Raw genomic sequence first — 20,919 nt, 5'->3', positions numbered from 1 at the left:
AACATCATGATGGAAGCGAAGCGAATTGAACTCGGCATACTCGATCTTGTGCCAAGCCTCATGGACAGCTCAGCGGAAGAGGCAATCCGCCGATCGGCTCAGCTGGCTATCGAAGGGGAACGTCTCGGATATTCGAGGTACTGGACTTCTGAGCATCATAATCTGCCAGGGATTGAATCGGCAAGTCCGGAAGTGCTGCTATCCCATATCGGGGCTCGTACCCGTCATATAAAGCTCGGTTCAGGAGCGGTATTGCTGCCCTATCATCATCCGATCCTAGTGGCAGAAAAATATAATATGCTCTCTACCCTGTACCCTGGGCGCATTGAGCTTGGCATTGGCCGTGCTCCCGGCGGATCTGCACATCTATCCATGGCTCTAGCAGGTAATTTTCTGCAGAAGGTTGTGGAATATCCCGATCGAGTCAAGGATCTGCAGCAGCTTCTTCAAGGGGAGTATACCTATGAGGGGGAAGCAATTGCTGCAAAGCCAGTCCCGGTCAATCGTCCCAGTCTCTGGATGCTCGGCACGAATGTAAAAAGCGCAGAATATGCAGCAAGTATAGGAACAGGCTATGTATTTGGACAATTTATGAGTGAGCACGACGGGGTAGAGATGATCGAGAGATATACAGCGAATTTTGTTCCTTCAAAAAGCATGAACAGCCCCCAGGCATTTATCGCAGTCAGTGTCATATGTGCCCCTACGACGGAAGAAGCCCATTCCTGGAAGGAAGAGGCTTCAGTCCATCAGGAGAAGTCATCTCGCAGCCTTCCTGCTGCTGAATTTCCGGTCATTGTTGGGAACCCGAAGGAGGTAAGAGATAAGCTGATCAAGCTGAGTGAGCGTACGCAATCCAGCAGTCTGCTGATTGCAACACGAGCTGCCAGTTACGAGCAGAGACTGGTTTCATATCAATTGCTGGCGGAAGCTATGCTGCTCTCCTGAGAACTGATAGGCAAGATTGACATTTTAGACAATTTATCATTCTGACAGTTTTGCATAAATCCTAATTCTATGTAAATGTACATTTAATTGTACTTTTGCTATATAGCAAAAGACGTCCATTTACATAGAATGTATAGTAAGAAGGAAGGAGTGATAGAATTATGCCGACTTTTGATCAGGTTCTTGTGACCGGTAATCAAACGATTCTTGGTCAGCTTCAGGTAAACGGAAATTCAACCATCGGAAATTTAGATATCGCGGGCAGTATGAGTGTATGGGGCGGCGGCATCTTTGTGGATGATAGTGCAACGATCCAAGGAAATCTGGGTGCAGGTCTAAATATCAGCGCAGGCCAGAATGTGGTGGCTGGATCCCGGCTCATGTCCATGGGAACACCAATCGTTCCGCCGGTAACGCCAACCACTGTTTCGCACCGATTTTATCCGGCCACCTTACCGACGCAGCCTGGACTCATGCTTAAGGGAACAGATGGCTTGAATTATATGATCATTGTGGATACCAGCAGCGGTCTCCCTACACTTGCCATTCATGGCGCGTAATTAAGAAGCGCTGTTCTGACAGCCTCCAAATAGGCAAAGCCATGGTCTTTGTCCGGCTCTAGATAAGTCCCCTCTGCCCATTCATTCCACGCATTGACAAACAGAAATGAAGAACCATATACCTTATCTGCCCGCTCTATTTGTCTGCTTAAATAGTAAGCAAACTTCTCCGGACTGGACCCGATGCAACTCTGTCCCTTGTATCCTCTGCGTGGGGTATTATCCCAATTCACATAAGCACCAGGTAGGATTTGCTCTCCACTTCGATGAGGAGATCGGGACAAGATCATTTCCCAGGCACCATCATAGTCAAACACCAGGTGCTCGTTCTCCTTCTTTTTTACCTTGCTCCATAACCCTTGAGTATGTGTATGCGCAAAGGTATAATGCGGTTCAAATTCAACGCTCGCTTCAAATCCAGCTTGATTCGGTATATCAAACCCGCCGAGCGTCTGTACAAAATAGATGCCGGGAAGCCCATTTTGTACAGCGAGCTTGTTCCAGTACTTCAACATTTCCTCACATCGCGGAATCAGACCCGGACGATAGATAACAAATAAAGGCTTATTATCAATACGAATGTACCTCTTGTCATTAAATACCTTAAGCAGCTCATAGAAATGTTTAGTCCAATCGTCTTCATCTCCGTAATCCTGATGCATGAGGACTTCATTATTACTGCCATCCCATCTGCGGGTCCAAGGTTCATTGGCCCAGGAGAGACAGAAGGGGAAGTCAGGAGTTTTTGACTGTAACATAGCTTCAAGCGGCTTTTCAAGCAGACGTTTTCCTTTGAACCAATAGTGGTAATAGCAAAAACCGTAGATGCCATAAAATCGGGCTAAGCTCGCCTGCCATTCACGGACCGAAGGATCCATCAAATTATAGTAATAGTTTTTCAATGGCTCTTTTGGCTGTCTGTGATTCGGATACAGCGGTCTAGCTTTTTGTGTGTTAGTCCATTCCGTAAAGCCTTCTCCCCACCACAGATCATTCTCAGGGATTGGATGAAATTGAGGTAAATAATAAGCGATCAGCTTCATGCAGGGACACCGCCTAATCCTGAGTATGGTTAGTTAAAGATGGTTCAACTGCTGGATTAGTTTCATAGCTGCCTGAAGATAGGAATAGTCGTATTTGCTGCTATAGAGAGCTCTTGAAGCAATCATTCTTTTATCATCAGTGTTCTCGCTGTAGTATTGCAGCTTGGAGCCAAGCTGTTCGGGATTGCTGTAGATGATAATATCCTCGCCAGGCTTCATCAGCTCGTGAATTTCCGGAGAGTTTTCCACGATTTGAAATACGCCGCATGCCGCGATCTCATACAATTGACGAGGTACAGCGTCCCAATGCACGATCATATTCGCTCCGTTGTAGTACGCACTGATCATCGTCTCGCTATCGGCCTGACAAGTCTCAATCTGATCCACTGGCTCCCAGTTTTGGCCTAATGCACGTACTTTCTTTCCCTCAAATCTATGGCGAATGGCATGAATATAGGGGAGACGTTCCTCTGAATAATTCCCAACAATGAGTAGATCGGAGTGGAATTCCGGCTGTGGTCGATGAGGCTTGTAAATCATCGGATCGGCACTATATGGCATAACGATAATATTTTTATAACCGTATCTCTCATATATAGGATGGTGCAGCATGTTTTGTGTGATGACAAGGCTCCAGTCATGGTATGCAGAATGTATATATTCGCATGGTTCATAAGGGTCATTTAACCAGATGGCTGTTTTTGTATAAATGGATTGGGGCACGAGTTCAGGCGTGATGGATTGTGCGGCTTGATTACCGATACATAGTAAGAGATCTGGCCGATAAGTCGACAGACTATCATGAAGATTCTCATTGATCTTTAGAATGAGGACTTCTTTAACCAGCATGCGCAGCGAGTCTGCAATCAGGCTTTCCACTGAAGGAGTAAACTGCTCCGTTAAGGGGATCAGAAGTGCGAGTCGCATGGATTTGGCCGATCTGGAATCAGGGAGCTGGAAGTTTGATACAGGCTGACTCTGTGGCACTATAAGTCCTTGATTCGAGCGTGTTAAATCCTCATGAGAGGTCTCCATGGGAGGAGGAAGCACGAACATAGGAGATGTCGATGTGGCGTTGGATTTGCCTTGAATTATATCTATCAAGCTTTCTTGAGATTTGCTGTTGGATTTATTTAAAGATTTACTCTGGGATTTACTCAGAGGTTTACTCCGCCTCTTATTAGAAGGGATCTTGTTACGCGCAGCAGCAGTGCTTCGGATTTCTGATTTTTTTCTTTTTTTCTCATAGTTGACCCGATCCTTAATCGTCAGATTTATTCTAGTCTATGATGTCAGCCCCGTTTGTTTCAGGACAATAACCCAAGCCGTGATAAAAAGGGCTCCAAAGCACTTAAAAATATACATAGCTGAAAATCTTATATTTTGAAAGCTGCTTACCGAAATAAAAATAAGGAGGAATCCATTTCATCGTTCCAATAAGTTATGGAATGGCTTCAGGTTACAAAACAATGAGCTTTGTATAGCTGCACAGGGGGAGAAAAGGTGTTTAAATTAAAGAGCATCAGGCAAAGAATATCGGTTGTAATGGTACCGCTGCTTATCTATGTCATCGCAATAGGAATCATTACATTGACACTGCTGGGAGCGATGGAAAAGAACACGACGAGCATTACGAGAAACTGGATGCCGTCCATCAGTAAAATTGATGATTTAATCTTTACGACTGAACATATCCAATCCTTGAGCTACAGTTACTTCTTGGCTTCCGTCTTTGATCAGGAGAACAAAGCGGCTGTTGCCAAGGAACGTACAGATTACATACGACAGCTTACAGCTGAAAGACAGGCTTATGGCTCGCTAATTACAACGGATACAGAAAGGGAATACTATAATGCCTTCTCTGCGGCTTGGGAGGAATATTTCAAGATCAATACCCAAGCAATGAATCGAAGCGATGCGAATGATATTGAGCTGGCTTATGAAGTGCTCATGAAGGGTACCGCTTCATTCGACAGAATGCAGAGTGAGCTGATGTCTCTGTCGGCTTTTATTAAGGAGCAAGCAGACCTGTCAGCCCAAGAGCTTGAAGATAGTGCGAGAACATCAGAGACCGTACTCTCTATCGGGATTGCCTTTATTTTGGTGATGACGATTATCAGTACTTACTCGCTGATTAAGACATTGGTCACTCCGATCAAACAGATTGAGAACAATGTTAAAGCGATTGCCGAGGGTGATCTGTCTGTAGAGGATATCAAGCGAGACCTGGAGGATGAGCTGACTACGCTTGGACAAGGCATTAACCAAATGAAAGCAGGTCTAGTCCAGATTGTAAATCGGATCAAGGACTCTTCAGAGATCATTGGCGTGCAAAGTACACACCTGGCAGCAACTTCCGAAGAAGTGAAGATCGGCAGTCAGCAGATTGCCTTATCCATGGAGGAATCGGCCAAAGCCGTGGAGAGCCAGGCAGAAACAGCACAGTCATCTGCCAGAACGGTTGAACGATTGAATGAGCATATTCAGGACCATGCAGCCAAAGGAGAGCAGCTTAGAGGGATGTCCGAGCTAGTTCTTGAACAAGGCACACTTGGTAAAGAAACAATGAGTAAGTCTATTGAACAGATGAGACAAATCGCAAGCCGGGTATCCATATCCATGGAGCAGGTGAATAAGCTGGATCAATCCAACGAGAACATTTACCAGCTGCTGCATGTCATTCGTGATATTGCGAAACAGACGAACCTCCTGTCCTTGAATGCTTCCATTGAAGCAGCGAGAGCGGGGGAACATGGGAAGGGCTTCGCTGTCGTAGCCGAAGAGGTACGGACACTATCGGAAGATGTGTCACAGGCAGTAGGCCAAATCAACGAGCTAACGGGAACGATTCAGCAGGAATCCAAATCTGTCGTTCAATCGCTGCAAAGTGGTGTAGAGGAGACAAGAAGAGGGACAGCACAGATGGAAGCCGTGAATGGAGCCTTCAACCAGATTACGAACTCTGTGCATCAGATGGTTGATGTCATTCAAGAGATTTCAATGGGGCTTTCTGAAATGGAAGAGCTCAGTGGACAAATGAACGATTTCAGTCAAATGATATCTGCTATTTCTCAGCAATCCGCAGCCAGTGTGGAGGAAGTGTCTGCTTCTGCAGAAGAACAGTCGGGTTCCCTCGAAGGTGTGGCAGAGAATATTCAGCAGCTTAAGAAGCTGTCTGAAGAGCTGCTCGCTTCGGTATCGGCGCTTCGAGTATAATAGGAGCGTAATGACACAGTGAATGAGAGCAGCCTTGTTATTCAAACATTGTGACTGCTGTATTCACTATTCAGAAGGGAATTGCTGAGATTGTTAATGACGCATACACTCAATAAAGAACATCATCCTACAGATTTGCTATACACTTATGCCTGTCACGAAAGTGAACAGGCTCTTTGTCATTTGGAGCTGCAGCGGCTTCTGGGTACAAGTATACCGCCAGAGCAAGCTTATCTTCGTTCCAGTCGCCTCATCGATCCGTCACGAAGTCCGTTCATCAAGCTGCGTCTCGAGGTCCTGGCTGAGAATAAGGATTATCTCGGGCTGCTTGCAGATATCGATTCACTTGCGCTTCAATTACCGCAGGATTGTACCTTTAAAGTTGTATATATTAAGGAAGGCGTTCCCTATTCGTATGATGAACAACGGAAGCTTGAGCGCAGGGCAGGGGAGCGCATTACAGGGACCGCCAAAATGAAGGATCCTGATATAACCTATGGGTTGATGCAATTGGAGAATACATGGGTATTAGGTGTCGTTCGGTATGCAGAGCCGATATGGCTGCAGCATAAGAATAAGCCATATAATTATTCGACAGGACTCAGCTCACGAATGGCAAGAGCAATAGTCAATGTGGCAGCTCCTGAAGGGGACGCAGTCTCCATAATTGATCCTTGCTGCGGTATGGGAAATGTATTGATCGAAGCTCTTTCGATGGGAATCGCGATTCGAGGCAATGATCTGAATCCACTGGCGATTCGGGGGGCGAGAGTCAATCTGCAGTATTATGGTTACGACTCCCATCTTGTCACCTTAGGAGACATGAATGATCTAACCGGTCATGCCGACCGTGCCGTACTTGATCTACCCTACAATCTGTGCTCCGTATTGTCTATGGAGGAGCAGCTAGGAATGCTTCGGAGTCTCGGGAGACTTGCTGATGAGGCTGTCATTATTAGCACGGAGCCACTAGAGGAGCAGTTGAACATGTCAGGATGGAAGATTCAGCATCACCTCCAGGTCACGAAGGGGACATTCATTCGAGATATATGGTTGTGTGAACATCAAGGTTAAGCAGTAACCTATTAAAATGAAGTGAAAGTCATATAAGGTCTGGTCCTCAGCTGCTGTATACGGCAGAGAGGAGCAGACCTTATGTTATATTACGATTAAACGAATGAATGAAGCTAATGAAACCTATTATCCATCTTCAGGATGGTTAATAGGAACGGCTGTAATCTACCAAATTACGTGGCAGATCCTCATTCTTCACATACGCCTTCAAATTTTCAAGGAAGACTTCGAAGGCACGTTCGGAATAATGCGGCGTGCTGCCGGCAAAATGCGGAGTGATCAGAACATTGTCCATTCCCCACAGTGGATGATCGGCTGGCAGCGGCTCTTCCTCGAATACATCGAGCGCTGCAGCGGAGAGCTTCTTCTCTTCTAATGCCTTAACCAGAGCAGAGGTTTGAACCGTTGCACCTCGCCCTACATTAATGAAGCAAGCACCTGTCTTCATTACGCCAAAAGTCTGTTCGTTGAATAGATGCTTCGTATCCTCCGTAAGAGGAAGGATGTTAATTATGTAATCTCCCTCAGACAAGACTTCCTCCAGCTGTTCCATCTTTACCATTTTGCTTACATGAGGGGCAGGCTTGCCGGATTTGCGGACACCAACAACATTCATACCGAAGGCTTCTGCCAGTCTGGCTGTTGCGGTTCCAATCTCCCCTACACCCGCGATAACAATAGTCTTGCCATGAAGTTCACTCATAGCGGTATCGGTTGAGTCCCAGTTCCGACTTGCTTGATTCAGTATCGCTTGCTTCAGCATGCGAGACATAGACAGCAGCATACCGAACACCATCTCTGAGATCGGTATGGCATGAATTCCACTTGTGTTCGTCAGCAGAATATTTCGTTTACCCAGCTCTGCCTGAGGAAGAGAATCGACTCCAGCAGACCAGGTTTGAACCCATTTCAATTTACTGTCCGGATCAAGCAGCGTATCCGCATGGTTTCGGGCCCAGCCTACCAATATTTCCGCGTTCTTCAGGATGGAAGAATCCAGTTCCTTGGCCTTGCCTATTGTGAGTTTGTAATCAGGGGCTATTTCTTGAACTAGCTGTTGCTGTGACTCTGTAAATGCATGTAAGCTTACAATACTGCTCATATCTAGATCTCCTCCTGCTACCATAATAGCTCTAGTGTAGCAGTGTTGAGCCAAGTCGGCAATTGTAACTCAGTTCGATAGGATGTGGGTATATAATAATGAATACTCCTATAGGAAGCCGGAGTACTCTCGGCGGCTCTTGATAGAAGAAGTTCACTCGAAGCTGAAAAGTGAAGATGTTTCCGTAATAAATGTAATATTATGTATAAGTGTTATATATTGGTATTAGTGTGGGTAAGGAGATGAGTTCTGTATACTTATTTGACATGAACGGTGACATTGAATTCATTATGCTATTGAATACATATTATATAGTAGGAAAAAAATTTTAACGTTGAATATGCAAGAAAGACATTTGTTGCTGCATTCTATTTGGTACGGCAGAGTGCTCGTTTCTTTACATAGGATCAGATGGATAAGGAAATGATGAATTAGAGGGAAGACAGATAATTTAAACCAATTGTTTTGGTGTAAAATAGGCTGTAAGTCATATGTTTCTATGGAAAATATACCTAATTAACCGAAATTAGTACCTGGTACTAGTACTAGGATATTGTTATTATATTCTGGTGAATAATGGTTATAAAAAAACATAAAGTGAGGTTAATCATATGTCACATAACAAGGCACGTCTCTTTACCGCTATCCGGATCCCGGATGCGTTGAAAAATAAGCTCCATCATTGGATGGAGCATCACAAGGGCCAGCTTCCTTTTCGAAATAGGACTCATCAAGATGATTATCATATTACCTTGCAGTTCTTGGGCGATACGGAACCAGCTCTCATTGACAAGCTGCATGAGTCTTTGCAGGAAGCGGCCAATCAAGTACAGCCCTTTCCGCTCAAGATTGGGGAGCCGGGCGTTTTTGGTTCCAAAGAGGTACCGAGAGTATTGTGGAGAGGGGTGGAAGGTGAATTGGACAGCCTGTTTTCACTACAACAGTCCATCGTACAATCAACCATACCTCTAGGGTTTGTACCTGAGGATCGGCCCTATCGCCCGCATATTACAACAGCTCGTAAATTCAATCAGGAGCTTCGCCGCTCCTTTAATCTGGATGAGCTTGCGGATGGAGCTTGGGATGATACCTGGATGGTGGAAGAATTTGTGCTATATAAGACCAATATGGGACAGAAGCCGATGTATGAAATGATAGGAAATTACGTTTTATAATGCATAAATTCATAGACTCCTTAATATGGTAATCTATAACCATTTATAGCTTTTACAACCATAAAAAAGATATAATTTGAGATAAAAAAAATAAAGTTCACAAAAATTATATTTTTTCATTTAGTATTTTTTGGGATCAGGTGTTCGGGTGTGAAAAAGCTTGATAGATCAACGGAATTTTTGATGTGGACAAGCATTCGGACATCGTACTTTTCCCTGTTGTAGAGACTACATTTGTTATATTCTCTGTTATTCAAACCTTGCATTTTTGGTTACAGTTAAGTAGAATTGTGCCGATATAACAGGAGGTCATTATGAATACAAATAGAGAGATTCGCTGGGTAGCACCTCTGATGATCGTGCTGCTAGTTTTTATATTGGGGGCCAGCCTTATTGTTAAGGCTGTTGAAGTATATGGGGATAGTGCAACGAAGGAGACGCCGGAGACGGCAAAGTCCGCTCCTGCTGATGAGGATGCAGATCACATTCGCAGGACAAGCTCTGAAGGGGACGGAGCAGCTGCTGCGAAATCCATGACAAAGACATCTGCAAGTCATGAAATTACAAACCAATTGGTGACGGCGGTAGGCACACCGCGCATTGCCACTGACTATATTTCGATCAAGGCAGCTGAACATTTGGAAGCTCAGGCTCTCAAAGAACAGCAGCAAGCCGAGAAAGAGAGGAAGCTGGCGGCTATACAGAAGCAACAGAAGCTGGAGGAGCAGAAAGCTCTTGCCCGACTATCCGCTGAAGAAATGAAAACAAATCCCCCCGAAACGATATTCTTTACCCGTACGGAATTATTAACTCAGGCAGATAAAGACAAATCGACCTGGGACTACCCCGTGACGGATAAGGAACTGCTGATGCTGCAAAAAATTGTGATGGCAGAAGCAGAAGGTGAACCGTACGAAGGCAAAGTAGCTGTAGCTAATGTTGTCTTAAACCGGCTGCGGTCAGCCAATTATCCCGATACCATTAAGGATGTTATATACCAGAAATATCAATTCAGTCCTGTTGCGAACGGCCGTATGGACCGTGTGACGCCTAACGAGGACGCTATTCAAGCTGTAAACGAAGCCATGCACGGACGCAAGGAAGTACCGGATGATACGCTCTATTTCTTATCTATTACCCTGGCTGACGATCTTACTGTACACCATTCTCAAGAAAAGGTGAAAACGATTGGTCACCATACCTTTTATAAATAGGCAGAATCAATTTCATAATACCTTTTTAACGATTTATGGAATTGATTCAACAAGTGTTATAATGGATGTGATATGTCCGTTATTACACCGGGTATAACCTATGCTTAGGAGGTAGTAATCTATGAAAATTACGTACTATGGTCATTCTTGTTTATTGGTTGAGGCTGAAGGCAAACGGGTCATTATCGATCCCTTTCTAACAGGAAACCCGAAGGCAACGATTGCCCCGGAAGATGTCAAAGTGGATGCAGTGCTGTTGACTCATGCACACTCGGATCATTTTGGTGATACCCTTGCGATAGCTAGAGAGAATGATTGCCCGGTCGTTGCGGTATACGAGCTGGCTGATTATTGTCAGAAACAAGGTGTGAAGGCACATCACATGAATACAGGAGGCAGCCATCAGTTTGACGGGTTCAAGGTGAAGTTTACGCTGGCATTCCACAGTTCGTCCCTCGATATGGATGGGAAGCCTGTTTATTTGGGACAACCTGCAGGCATTCTGCTGACGATGGGCGGCAAGACGCTGTATCATGCAGGAGACACGGCTTTATTTGGCGACATGCGTATTATTGGAGAATTGAACAATATAGACATAGCTGCGCTTCCGATCGGAGATGGTTTGACGATGGGCCCGGAGGATGCAGTAATTGCAGCCACCTGGATCCGCACGAAACAGGTGATTCCAATTCACTACAATACGTTCCCAGCGCTTGAGCAGGATCCGAACCAATTCGGTCAGCTTCTGAGCAAGGAGAGCCAAAAGGAGATCGAGGCTGTTATACTGGAGCCGGGAGCGAGCACATCACTGTAACTTGTAATACAGACGAGTAATAGATCTGAGGATATAATAAGAGCTGCATTTGCGTAATTCGCCGATCTTGGACGAATGGGCATGCAGCTCTTTTTTGGATATGGTATGGAATTGGATGGCGAGTTAGCGGGAAGCATATTGCATAACCGGAGTGCGGCGGCTCGAACTCTGCATAAGCAGCTCATGAACGGTTCTTGTGCAGGCCTCTGGCTGATATTCATTCAGCCTGGCATCAGCACCACTCGCTGCAATGCCGTTCGCATATAGATGATGTAATCTCGAGAATTGCTGATGAAGTACATACGAGTTCTTAAGAACAGCGCCATATCCGGATTTTACAAAATAATCGCAATTCTCTTCCTCCTGCCCGGGCAGCGGGGGAGCAAACAGCATAGGCAGTCCCTTGGCCAGTCCTTCTGTACAGGTCATGCCGCCCGGCTTGGTCACGAGAAGGTCCGAAGCATCCATTAATTTGCTTACCTTGCGTGTGTAGCCTATGATATGAATATCTGGGTGCTGAAACATGGCGGATTCTCTTAATCGCTCAGCCAGCTTCTCATTGTTGCCGACACAGAATACGAGCTGAATCTTGCCCTTCCAGGAAGCAATGTCCTCCATGAACTGGTCCTGAAGCGGCAGCCCCCAGCCTCCCCCCATAATCATGACAGTAGGGATATTTCTCAGTCCAAGCTCTTCTCGGACCGCATCCTTCGGCTGCTTGTTCCAGAAGTCAGGATGAACCGGTATGCCGGTAATTCGAATTCGCTGGGAATCTACGTTTCTCTCAAGCAGCATTCTCTCAACCTTGGGCGACGAGACGAGGTATTGATTGACCTCAGGACTGATCCAGGTCCCATGGGCATCGTAATCTGTGATTAAGGTATACAGCGGAATGTCTAGTCCAAGCCGCTTTAATCTGGAAATAACCGCATTCGGAAAAGGGTGCGTGCAAATAATGACATCCGGGTTCAGCTGTGTCAGCACCTTCTTGGCGTGGTTGTAAAATAGCCGGTGAAGCGCGAGTCTTCGAAATCCGGTCAAGCTTCGGTTATAATTTGTTCGATAAATTAGTCCGATCAGCCCGGGGCTCATCGTGATCGTTCTACGATAGGCACCCAGAATGAATGGGGCTACCGTGGGATTCAGAATTTTGCCAAGCTCAATGACACGTGCATTCACATGTGGGTATAGAATTTTAAGCCCCTTCTCAATGGCGTGTGCTGCTTGTGTATGTCCGGTACCGAACCCTTCTGACAGCAAGAGCACTCTCTTCTTCTTCATACATTCACCTATTTCATAAAATGAGATTTTGCTATTCGGTATGTATACAGATCTCTAAATCATATGACGAAACTGCAGTAATAAAACCCTGCAATACATTAAACGGATTTGGCACAGAATAAGTCTCAAAAAATGTGATTTTTCTTGCTAAAAAGAAATAAAAGTGTTAAAGTTGGTTTTGACTAAGTGACTAAAAATGAATTTTGGTCAATATTGAATATAACAAAGAGGGAGGAGACATGTTGGCACAGGTAGATCGCCGCAAACTCATAGTTCAGGCCGCAGCCCAGTCTTTTGCTCTATTTGGTTATAAAGCAACGACGATGGATCAGGTAGCTAAGATCGCAAATGTCGGGAAAGGCACGATTTATACTTTTTTTACGAATAAAGAAGAGCTGTTCGATGAAATATTGCATGATGTTATTCGGGAGATGAAGGAGCTAGCAGAACGGGAGCTTGATTCTGAACAGACTTTTATTACGAATTTATATCGTATTCTTGATGCCCTATTAGAGTTCAGGAAGCAGCATGAGCTGCTCATCAAATTGTCTCAAGAAGTCAGAGAATTCGGAACGGCGCAGGCGAAGGCCGGTCATGAGAAAGTAGAAGCTGTCATTACAGGGTATTTGGAGAAGCAGCTTCATACCGCAATGGACAAAGGTGAAATTAAGCCATGTGATCCGAAGGTCGTAGCTTTTATTATGTTCAAGCTGTATATTGCGCTCACTTCAGACTGGAATCGCACCAATGAACCGCTAAGCAAGGAAGAGATCAAGCAATATCTACAGTTGTTTCTTGTAAACGGCCTGTCGCAGGAAGCGGTAGGATAGCTCAGCAGTGATGGCCGGTATTCACACAGCATGGAAGTGGAGGCCGGCTTGTTCATATTCAGCTTATCAATGTCAAACATCTCTGGTACAGAAATGTTTATTTTTTTCAAATGAAATGACCGAATGGGGATTTCGGTCAAATAGTGCAATGGAGAAGGAGTAAGGCGAAATGAAATCATTATCTGTTTTTGCTAAAGATTTACTCAGGGCTGTCAAGAATCCCAAAAAACTGATTCCGATCATTGCGGTGATCTGTATTCCGATTCTGTACACAGGGATCTATTTGACAGCCTTCTGGGATCCGTACAATCATCTGGAAAGGCTGCCGATTGCCGTGGTTAATGAGGATAAGGGGGCCGATTTTGAAGGCGAGAGTCTGACGATCGGTCAGGATTTGATAGAAGAGCTGAAGGAGGACCCCGAGTTCGACTGGCAGTTTGTCAATAATGAGGAAGCTCAGGAGGGGATCGATAACAATAAGTATTACATGAAGATTACCATTCCTGAGGATTTCTCGGCTCGAGCTACGACACTGCTCGATGACAAACCAAGTCCAGCCGAACTGGTCTATGAACCGAACGGAACCTATAACTTTGTCGGGGCTCAGATCGGCAATACGGCGATCAAAGAAATCAGTAAGCAAGTATCCTCCGCTGTAACGGAATCGTATACGGAAACTTTGCTGGATAAGTTCTCTGAAGCATCCGATGGCTTTGGAGAAGCAGGAGATGGAGCAAGGGATATTAACGAAGGAGCAGTTAAGCTGGATGACGGAGCTGTGACACTCCAGGATAATCTGAAGAAGCTGACGGAGGGCACCTTGGAGCTGCAACAAGGAATGGATCCTCTGGCGGACGGTGTGATGACATTAAATGACGGAGCAGCACAGCTTCACACCGGAGCTAATGAACTGTCGACCGGTTTGAACCAGCTCGTCACGGCAGAAGGTCAGCTGAGAGAAGGAACCGGGAAATTGCAGAACGGCGCTGTGGAATTGCAGGATGGCATTGCTTCATCGAGAGATGGTGCCGCATCGCTGAGCGAAGGTCTTACTTCTGCGGAGCAAGGAGCCAGTGTACTGAATGAAGGCTTGCAGGAGGCGAAGCAGGGAAGTGCGCAGCTAAGCAGCGGACTCTCTGCTGCGGAAGAGGCAAGTGGCCAGCTGGCAGCCGGGTCAGAGACCCTTGCGGCGGGACTTCAGCAATTGGCCGAGTCTAATCCGGAGCTTGCCGCGAGTCCAGAAGTGAAGAAGCTCCTTGCAGCAAGTCAGTCACTGGCGGAAGGAGCTGGTCAGCTTCATGCCGCTGACCAGCAGCTGCTCAGCGGTGCTCAGGCGTTGGATCAAGGGAATGAGAAGCTCGCAGCGGGTGCGCAGCAGCTTCTCTCGGGACACAAGGAGCTTGCCTCTGGAGCCTCTGCCTTGGCAGCCGGTCAAGAACAGCTGCTTGCAGGTGCAGATACTTTGGTACAAGGTCAAGAAGAGCTGAACTCCAACTTGGCATTGTTTGGTGAGAAGCTGTCAGAGGCTGCTAGCGGTGGTCAATCTCTGAGCGTGGGAGCATCAGAGCTGTACACCGGAACGGGAACACTGCTTAGCAGTATTGGAGAATTGACGGGTGGCGTTACCACACTGGCAGATGGCTCAGCTCAGCTGACCGATGGCGCGGGTCAGCTTCATAACGGGCTCAGTGAAATTAAGGATGGCTCGAGTGAGCTGTCAACCAAATTAAAGGATGCAGCGTCGGATACCGCTGAGCTGCACCGAACAGATGATGTGGTCAGCATGTTTGCTGAGCCTGTCCAAACAATCGAAGATGAGACCAGAGGGGTAGCCAATTACGGTACAGGTCTCACTCCATATTTCATGTCGATCGGCTTGTTTGTCGGGGCACTGATTACGACCATTATTCTGAACATGAGAGAAACAAGCGTACCGGGTGCTGGCCCGTGGAGCAGGTTCATAAGTCGGTTCCTTGCCTTTGGCGGAATGAGCGTGCTGCAGGCTGTGATCCTGGCGACCTTCATGCTGTACGGCTTGAAGCTTGAAGTCGCGAGTGTACCACTGTTCTACACCTTCTCGATTATTGTGGGCTTTACTTCCATGATGATCGTTCAGGCGCTAGTTACCTGGCTTGATCTGGTAGGGCGCTATCTAGTCATCGTGCTGCTCGTATTCCAGCTGGCGACAAGCGGCGGTACGTTCCCGCTTGAGCTGCTGCCAGACTGGATGAAGCCGATCAGTGCACTACTGCCAATGTATCATAGCGTGATCGGATACAAAGGAGTCATTATGATCGGCAACTTCGATCTCATGTGGGATAAGGCTGTCTTACTCGGAATCTATGCCGGTATCTCTCTGCTGCTGACGCTGTTCTATTTCCTGTGGAGCGGCCGCAGAAGAGCAGAAGCTTCTGTTGCAGAAGATTCCCAGCAGAATAACGGAGAAGTTGTCACTGTGTAAACTGTGTAATCTGACTATAAGCAGAATTTAACAACAAAGCTGTGTCCTAATTAACATGGGATGCGGCTTTGTTTTATGTTGACCGTTGATCTGGCAAAGTGGCTGTTATCTGGATGAATCCACTCATGATAGCAGCAGGGGACAAATGATAGGGCTTACGTAGAAGGATTGTACAAATTTTTAGATAAAAGCTCCATTCAAATGTGACATGCGAGAGGAAATAATAAAAAACAATATAAACATGAGGGACCAACCCCATGCATCTTATTTGTATTATAAATGAATAATTATCCGAAAATATGTTGGTAATAAACGTCGATACGCTAAAGCTGTAATGCAAGATATTAATTATCAAACCTATAGAAATTTTGAATTGCGCTGATGTAAGGTCGATGTTAAAATGATAGAACTATACTTATAAACGGTTCTACCTTATGTTTATGCACAATCAGCTGGCAGCGGGAGCCTGAGCGGATCTTAAACAAGTTTGTTACGGCGCTGTCATCCAAGTGTTGCTTGTCCCATCGTTAAGTCACTTTTGTCACGGATGTTCACAAAATTTTTCGTAATAGAAAGGTTGCGTTCCATGAGACAGACTGGATTACCTCCTAAACAGGGTTTATACGACCCTCAGTTCGAAAAAGACGCTTGCGGTATGGGCTTTGTAGCTAACATCAAAGGCGTGCCTTCCCATGATATTGTCAGTCAATCCCTGACGATGCTGAGCAATATGGAGCATCGTGGTGGACAGGGAAGTGAGCCGAATTCCGGTGACGGAGCCGGTATTCTGATTCAGCTTCCACATCGTTTTTTTGCAGAAGAGGCTGTGCGCCTTGGCTTTGCCCTTCCTGAACCGGGTCATTACGGAGTTGGTATGATCTTTACCTCTAATGATGAAGACGTTCGTAATGAGCACCTTGCGATTCTAAAACAGATTGTACAGGAAGAAGGACAAGAATTCTTAGGAATTCGTGAAGTTCCGACGTATGACGAGATGCTGGGTAAATCTGCTCTGGCCGCGAAGCCTTATGTATGTCAAGCATTTATCGGCCGTGCTGAAGGAATCCAGAATGAGCTTGAATTTGAACGGAAGCTGTATGTTATTCGTCGCAGGGCAGAGCAGGCAATTCGTTACTCCGATCAGGTGAAGGATGCAAATTCCTTCTATATCCCGAGTATGTCCTGCCGCAAGATTGTATACAAAGGGATGCTGACCACCGAGCAAGTAGGCCAGTTCTATCTTGATCTTAAGGATGAGCGTGTTGAATCTGCGATGGCTCTGCTGCACTCCCGTTTCAGTACGAATACGTTTCCGAGCTGGGAGAGAGCGCATCCGTATCGTTTCATGATTCATAATGGTGAGATTAATACGATGCGCGGTAACGTGAACTGGATGCATGCACGTCAGTCGCTGTTTGAGAGTGAAATTTTTGGAGACGACCTGTCCAAAGTCAGACCGGTCATTAACCCGGACGGTTCTGATACGGCCATGTTTGATAATACACTCGAATTTCTGTATTTGAGCGGACGCTCCCTGCCTCATGTGGCCATGATGATGGTTCCAGAGCCTTGGAGCAATGATGAAGGAATGGATGCCGAGAAGAAGGCATTCTATGAATACCACAGCACACTAATGGAGCCATGGGATGGACCTGCCGCTATGGCCTTTACGGACGGTGTGCAGATTGGTGCCATCCTGGACCGGAACGGACTTCGTCCTGCACGTTACTATGTAACCAAGGATGACCGTATTGTTCTTTCTTCTGAAGTGGGTGTGCTTGATATTGCACCTGAGGATATCTTGTACAAGGACAGACTGCGTCCTGGACGTATGCTGCTTGTTGATACCAGAGAAGGACGTATTATTTCGGACAGTGAAGTGAAGGCACAGATCGCTTCAGAAGAGCCGTATCAGGAATGGCTGAACGAGCATCTGGTGGATCTGCATGAGCTTCCTGATGCTCCTGAGCTTCCGGAGCCGAAGCATGATAACATAAATCAGCTTCAGCTGGCATTCGGTTATACCTTCGAGGAGCTGCGCAAAGTAATTGAGCCGATGGCATCCACAGGCATGGAAGCAACAGGCTCCATGGGCTATGATGCACCGCTTGCGATTTTGTCGGATCGTCCTCAAAGACTGTATAACTATTTTAAACAAATGTTTGCCCAAGTAACCAACCCGCCGATTGATGCGATTCGTGAAGAGATCGTAACATCGACGCTGACGACCATTGGATCAGAGCGTAACCTGCTTATTCCGGAACCCGAGAGCGCAAGACAAATCCGTTTGGCGACTCCGATCTTATCCAATGAAGAATTTGCTAAGATTCGTCATATCCGCAGACCAGGCTTCCGTTCCATGACTATTCCGATCTTCTTCCCAGCCAAGGAAGGAGCCGAAGGTCTGAAGAAAGCGATGGACGTCCTGTTTGAAGCAGCGGACCGGGTTATTGAGAAAGGGCATAATATACTCATCCTGTCCGACCGCGGCATGGATGCGGAGAATGCAGCTATTCCAGCACTGCTGGCCGTATCGGGTCTGCATCACCATCTCATTCGTCAAGGGACACGGACCAAAGTCAGCATCCTGCTGGAATCCGGAGAACCTCGTGAGGTGCACCATTATGCGGTGCTTCTCGGCTACGGCGTAAGTGCAGTGAATCCTTACCTCGCATTCGAGACATTGGATGATATGATTCAGCAAGGCATGCTGCGCGGCATCTCTCATGACAAAGCCGTGAAGAATTATATTAAAGCAGCGACCAAAGGGGTCGTTAAGATTCTGTCGAAGATGGGAATCTCGACGATTCAATCTTACCGCGGGGCTCAGATTTTTGAGGCTGTCGGTTTGAACAGTGAATTTGTAGACCGTTACTTTACATGGACACCTTCTCGTATCGGCGGAATCGGTATCGAGGAAGTGACAGAAGAAGCACTTGTGCATCATAACCGCGCGTTTACGGACAAAGACGGTAACGATAAAGTGCTGGATTCCGGTGGTGAATATCAATGGCGTAACGATGGAGAGGATCACCTCTTCACACCGCAGACCATTCACACCCTGCAGCACGCAGTTAGAACAGGAGATTATAATCTCTATAAGAAATATGCGAAGCTGGTTCAAGGCGAGAATGAGAAGAAGCTGACGATCCGCTCTCTTCTGAAGCTGAAGCCAAATGGTGAAGCGATCCCACTGTCCGAAGTGGAATCGGCAGAGTCCATTATGCGTCGTTTCAAGACAGGTGCAATGTCCTTCGGTTCCATCAGCAAAGAGGCGCATGAAGATCTGGCGATTGCAATGAACCGCATCGGCGGCAAGAGCAATACCGGTGAAGGCGGGGAAGACCCGGCTCGCTTCACGCCTGACGCGAACGGAGACTCACGCCGCAGCTCGATTAAGCAGGTTGCATCCGGACGTTTTGGTGTAACTTCGAACTATCTTGTGAATGCCGATGAGATCCAGATTAAGATGGCTCAAGGGGCAAAGCCGGGTGAGGGAGGCCAGCTTCCGGGTCGTAAAGTTTATCCATGGGTAGCTGAAGTCCGCGGCTCGACACCAGGTGTCGGCCTGATTTCTCCACCACCGCATCACGATATTTATTCGATCGAGGATCTGGCAGAGCTGATCTATGACTTGAAGAATGCGAATCCAAGAGCAGATATTAATGTCAAGCTCGTATCTGAGGCTGGTGTAGGAACGATTGCTGCCGGTGTAGCCAAAGGCCGTGCCGATGTCATCCATATCAGTGGATATGATGGCGGAACAGGTGCTTCGCCTCAAGGCTCGATAAGACATGCGGGTATGCCTTGGGAGCTTGGCCTTGCAGAGACGCATCAGACGCTCATGCTGAACAATCTGCGTGATCGTGTGGTCATCGAGACAGACGGCAAGATGCTGAACGGCCGTGATCTCGTTGTCGCTGCACTGCTTGGCGCAGAAGAATACGGCTTCTCCACAGCACCACTTGTCGCCTTGGGCTGTATTATGATGCGTGTATGTCAGATGGATACCTGCCCAGTAGGGGTAGCTACTCAGAATCCTCAGCTTCGCAAGAACTATATGGGTGATCCGGCTCATGTCGTGAACTTCATGCGTTTCATCGCGGATGATACTCGTGAGCTGATGGCTGAGCTTGGCTTCCGAACGATCGACGAGATGGTTGGACGTACAGATTGTCTGGATGCTGAGATCGCAGCTACACACTGGAAGAAGAAGGGCGTTGATCTCTCCGCACTGCTGCATGTAGCGGATGCTGAGAATTCTGCTCGAACTCGTATCCAGAAGCAAAATCACGGGCTGGAAGAGACGCTTGATATGCAGAAGCTGGTTCCACTGGCTTCGCCTGCAATTGAATCCGGCAAGCTGGTTGAAGCCGTGCTTCCGATTACGAACGTGAACCGTGCAGTCGGAACGATTCTTGGCAGCGAAGTGACGCGCAAATATGGCGCAGCTGGACTGCCAGAGGATACGATTCAATTCAAATTCGTTGGTTCTGCAGGCCAGAGCTTTGGGGCCTTTGTACCTAAGGGAATGACCCTCACCGTTGAAGGGGACTCCAATGACTACGTGGGTAAAGGTCTCTCAGGCGGTAAATTGATCGTGAAGCCATCTCCAAGCGCTACCTTTGCTGCCGAGGATAATATTATTATCGGGAATACAGCATTGTATGGAGCGACCAGTGGTGAAGCGTACATCAACGGGATTGCCGGTGAACGGTTTGCGGTCCGTAATTCAGGAGCACGCGTTGTTGTGGAAGGCGTGGGTGACCATGGCTGTGAATACATGACAGGCGGACGTGTTGTTATCTTGGGCGGAACAGGCCGCAACTTCGGAGCCGGTATGTCTGGCGGTATCGCATACGTATATGATCCGGAAGGAACAATCCTGTCACGCGTTAACCTTGAAATGGTACTGCTTGAGCGTGTGGAAGATTCGGCAGAGGAAGAAGATCTGCGTGGATTGATCAGCCGCCATGTTCAGTACACAGGCAGCAGCCGGGGCGAGCAGATTCTCGCAAACTGGCAGCAGGAAGTCGGTAACTTCGTACGTATCATTCCTAAAGACTTCAAGCGTATGCTTGAACAGATTGAGAAGGTACAGGCAGAGGGACTTACAGGAGATGCGGCATTGCTTGCAGCATTTGAAGCTAATATGCGTGAACTGGCACGTGCTGGTCAGTAATTAATTTATAAATAAACAG

At 46.8% G+C, this 20,919-nt stretch carries 14 protein-coding genes; 10 read left to right on the top strand and 4 right to left on the bottom strand.

From position 1 onward, the window contains the following. Positions 1-6: 6 nt before the first annotated feature. Both ACFQ3J_RS13965 and ACFQ3J_RS13960 read left to right on the top strand, forming a co-directional pair. Positions 7-948 (top strand): MsnO8 family LLM class oxidoreductase, encoded by a 942-nt coding sequence (locus tag ACFQ3J_RS13965; RefSeq protein WP_251582210.1) that lies wholly within the window; start codon positions 7-9, stop codon positions 946-948. Between the two features lie 161 nt (positions 949-1,109). Continuing rightward, the gene (locus ACFQ3J_RS13960; protein WP_251582208.1) at positions 1,110-1,508 is read left to right on the top strand and encodes a hypothetical protein; all 399 of its coding nucleotides are present in this window, start codon (positions 1,110-1,112) and stop codon (positions 1,506-1,508) included. Here ACFQ3J_RS13960 and ACFQ3J_RS13955 read toward each other — a convergent pair. Both ACFQ3J_RS13955 and ACFQ3J_RS13950 read right to left on the bottom strand, forming a co-directional pair. Further along, complete coding sequence (locus ACFQ3J_RS13955) at positions 1,496-2,551, bottom strand: glycosyltransferase WbsX family protein (protein ID WP_251582206.1); 1,056 nt, start codon at positions 2,549-2,551, stop codon at positions 1,496-1,498. The two genes, ACFQ3J_RS13960 and ACFQ3J_RS13955, sit on opposite strands and share 13 nt — an antisense overlap. Positions 2,552-2,584: 33 nt before the next feature. Further along, positions 2,585-3,538 (bottom strand): glycosyltransferase family protein, encoded by a 954-nt coding sequence (locus tag ACFQ3J_RS13950; RefSeq protein ID WP_379293027.1) that lies wholly within the window; start codon positions 3,536-3,538, stop codon positions 2,585-2,587. Between the two features lie 516 nt (positions 3,539-4,054). Here ACFQ3J_RS13950 and ACFQ3J_RS13945 point away from each other — a divergent pair. Both ACFQ3J_RS13945 and ACFQ3J_RS13940 read left to right on the top strand, forming a co-directional pair. Then, positions 4,055-5,767 carry a methyl-accepting chemotaxis protein gene (locus ACFQ3J_RS13945; protein ID WP_251582202.1) on the top strand — a complete coding sequence of 571 codons (1,713 nt, stop codon included), beginning with the start codon at positions 4,055-4,057 and terminating at the stop codon, positions 5,765-5,767. 96 nt (positions 5,768-5,863) lie between these two features. Next, complete coding sequence (locus ACFQ3J_RS13940; protein ID WP_251582749.1) at positions 5,864-6,841, top strand: TRM11 family SAM-dependent methyltransferase; 978 nt, start codon at positions 5,864-5,866, stop codon at positions 6,839-6,841. Positions 6,842-6,986: 145 nt separating this feature from the next. Here ACFQ3J_RS13940 and ACFQ3J_RS13935 read toward each other — a convergent pair whose 3' ends face one another. Next, complete coding sequence (locus ACFQ3J_RS13935; protein WP_251582200.1) at positions 6,987-7,943, bottom strand: D-2-hydroxyacid dehydrogenase; 957 nt, start codon at positions 7,941-7,943, stop codon at positions 6,987-6,989. 611 nt (positions 7,944-8,554) lie between these two features. Between ACFQ3J_RS13935 and thpR the strand changes: the two genes are divergently transcribed. The 3 genes from thpR (at position 8,555) to ACFQ3J_RS13920 (ending at position 11,146) form a co-directional block, all read left to right on the top strand. Then, positions 8,555-9,118: an RNA 2',3'-cyclic phosphodiesterase gene (thpR, locus tag ACFQ3J_RS13930; protein WP_091153686.1), complete on the top strand. Its 564-nt coding sequence runs from the start codon at positions 8,555-8,557 to the stop codon at positions 9,116-9,118. A 314-nt stretch (positions 9,119-9,432) separates the two neighbouring features. After that, positions 9,433-10,332, top strand: coding sequence for a cell wall hydrolase (locus ACFQ3J_RS13925; protein ID WP_251582198.1), 900 nt, complete (start codon positions 9,433-9,435; stop codon positions 10,330-10,332). 121 nt (positions 10,333-10,453) lie between these two features. After that, the gene (locus tag ACFQ3J_RS13920) at positions 10,454-11,146 is read left to right on the top strand and encodes a metal-dependent hydrolase (protein ID WP_091153691.1); all 693 of its coding nucleotides are present in this window, start codon (positions 10,454-10,456) and stop codon (positions 11,144-11,146) included. Between the two features lie 123 nt (positions 11,147-11,269). On the opposite strand, the gene ACFQ3J_RS13915 is transcribed toward ACFQ3J_RS13920, so the two are convergent. Beyond that, positions 11,270-12,427: an MGDG synthase family glycosyltransferase gene (locus ACFQ3J_RS13915; RefSeq protein WP_251582197.1), complete on the bottom strand. Its 1,158-nt coding sequence runs from the start codon at positions 12,425-12,427 to the stop codon at positions 11,270-11,272. Between the two features lie 242 nt (positions 12,428-12,669). Here ACFQ3J_RS13915 and ACFQ3J_RS13910 point away from each other — a divergent pair, with 242 nt between their 5' ends. From ACFQ3J_RS13910 to gltB, 3 genes are all read left to right on the top strand, one after another. Continuing rightward, positions 12,670-13,257 (top strand): TetR/AcrR family transcriptional regulator, encoded by a 588-nt coding sequence (locus ACFQ3J_RS13910; RefSeq protein ID WP_170862460.1) that lies wholly within the window; start codon positions 12,670-12,672, stop codon positions 13,255-13,257. A 169-nt stretch (positions 13,258-13,426) separates the two neighbouring features. After that, positions 13,427-15,718 carry a YhgE/Pip domain-containing protein gene (locus ACFQ3J_RS13905; RefSeq protein ID WP_251582196.1) on the top strand — a complete coding sequence of 764 codons (2,292 nt, stop codon included), beginning with the start codon at positions 13,427-13,429 and terminating at the stop codon, positions 15,716-15,718. Positions 15,719-16,304: 586 nt separating this feature from the next. Continuing rightward, positions 16,305-20,900, top strand: a complete 4,596-nt coding sequence (gene gltB, locus ACFQ3J_RS13900) for a glutamate synthase large subunit (RefSeq protein WP_251582195.1) — start codon at positions 16,305-16,307, stop codon at positions 20,898-20,900. The last annotated feature ends 19 nt before the right edge of the window (positions 20,901-20,919 follow it).

Source organism: Paenibacillus provencensis, assembly GCF_042678545.1.
GTDB classification, from domain to species: domain Bacteria; phylum Bacillota; class Bacilli; order Paenibacillales; family Paenibacillaceae; genus Paenibacillus; species Paenibacillus provencensis.
Note: the sequence above shows the minus strand (reverse complement) of the source record. Positions and strands in the feature narration are given on the sequence as shown.

What these genes read in the sequence shown, in the direction of transcription:
- ACFQ3J_RS13965 (WP_251582210.1), top strand. Translation starts at nt 7, where the DNA reads ATGATGGAAGCGAAGCGAATTGAACTCGGCATACTCGATCTTGTGCCA.
- ACFQ3J_RS13960 (WP_251582208.1), top strand. Translation starts at nt 1,110, where the DNA reads ATGCCGACTTTTGATCAGGTTCTTGTGACCGGTAATCAAACGATTCTT.
- ACFQ3J_RS13955 (WP_251582206.1), bottom strand. Translation starts at nt 2,551, where the DNA reads ATGAAGCTGATCGCTTATTATTTACCTCAATTTCATCCAATCCCTGAG.
- ACFQ3J_RS13940 (WP_251582749.1), top strand. Translation starts at nt 5,864, where the DNA reads ATGACGCATACACTCAATAAAGAACATCATCCTACAGATTTGCTATAC.
- ACFQ3J_RS13935 (WP_251582200.1), bottom strand. Translation starts at nt 7,943, where the DNA reads ATGAGCAGTATTGTAAGCTTACATGCATTTACAGAGTCACAGCAACAG.
- thpR (WP_091153686.1), top strand. Translation starts at nt 8,555, where the DNA reads ATGTCACATAACAAGGCACGTCTCTTTACCGCTATCCGGATCCCGGAT.
- ACFQ3J_RS13925 (WP_251582198.1), top strand. Translation starts at nt 9,433, where the DNA reads ATGAATACAAATAGAGAGATTCGCTGGGTAGCACCTCTGATGATCGTG.
- ACFQ3J_RS13920 (WP_091153691.1), top strand. Translation starts at nt 10,454, where the DNA reads ATGAAAATTACGTACTATGGTCATTCTTGTTTATTGGTTGAGGCTGAA.
- ACFQ3J_RS13915 (WP_251582197.1), bottom strand. Translation starts at nt 12,427, where the DNA reads ATGAAGAAGAAGAGAGTGCTCTTGCTGTCAGAAGGGTTCGGTACCGGA.
- ACFQ3J_RS13905 (WP_251582196.1), top strand. Translation starts at nt 13,427, where the DNA reads ATGAAATCATTATCTGTTTTTGCTAAAGATTTACTCAGGGCTGTCAAG.
- gltB (WP_251582195.1), top strand. Translation starts at nt 16,305, where the DNA reads ATGAGACAGACTGGATTACCTCCTAAACAGGGTTTATACGACCCTCAG.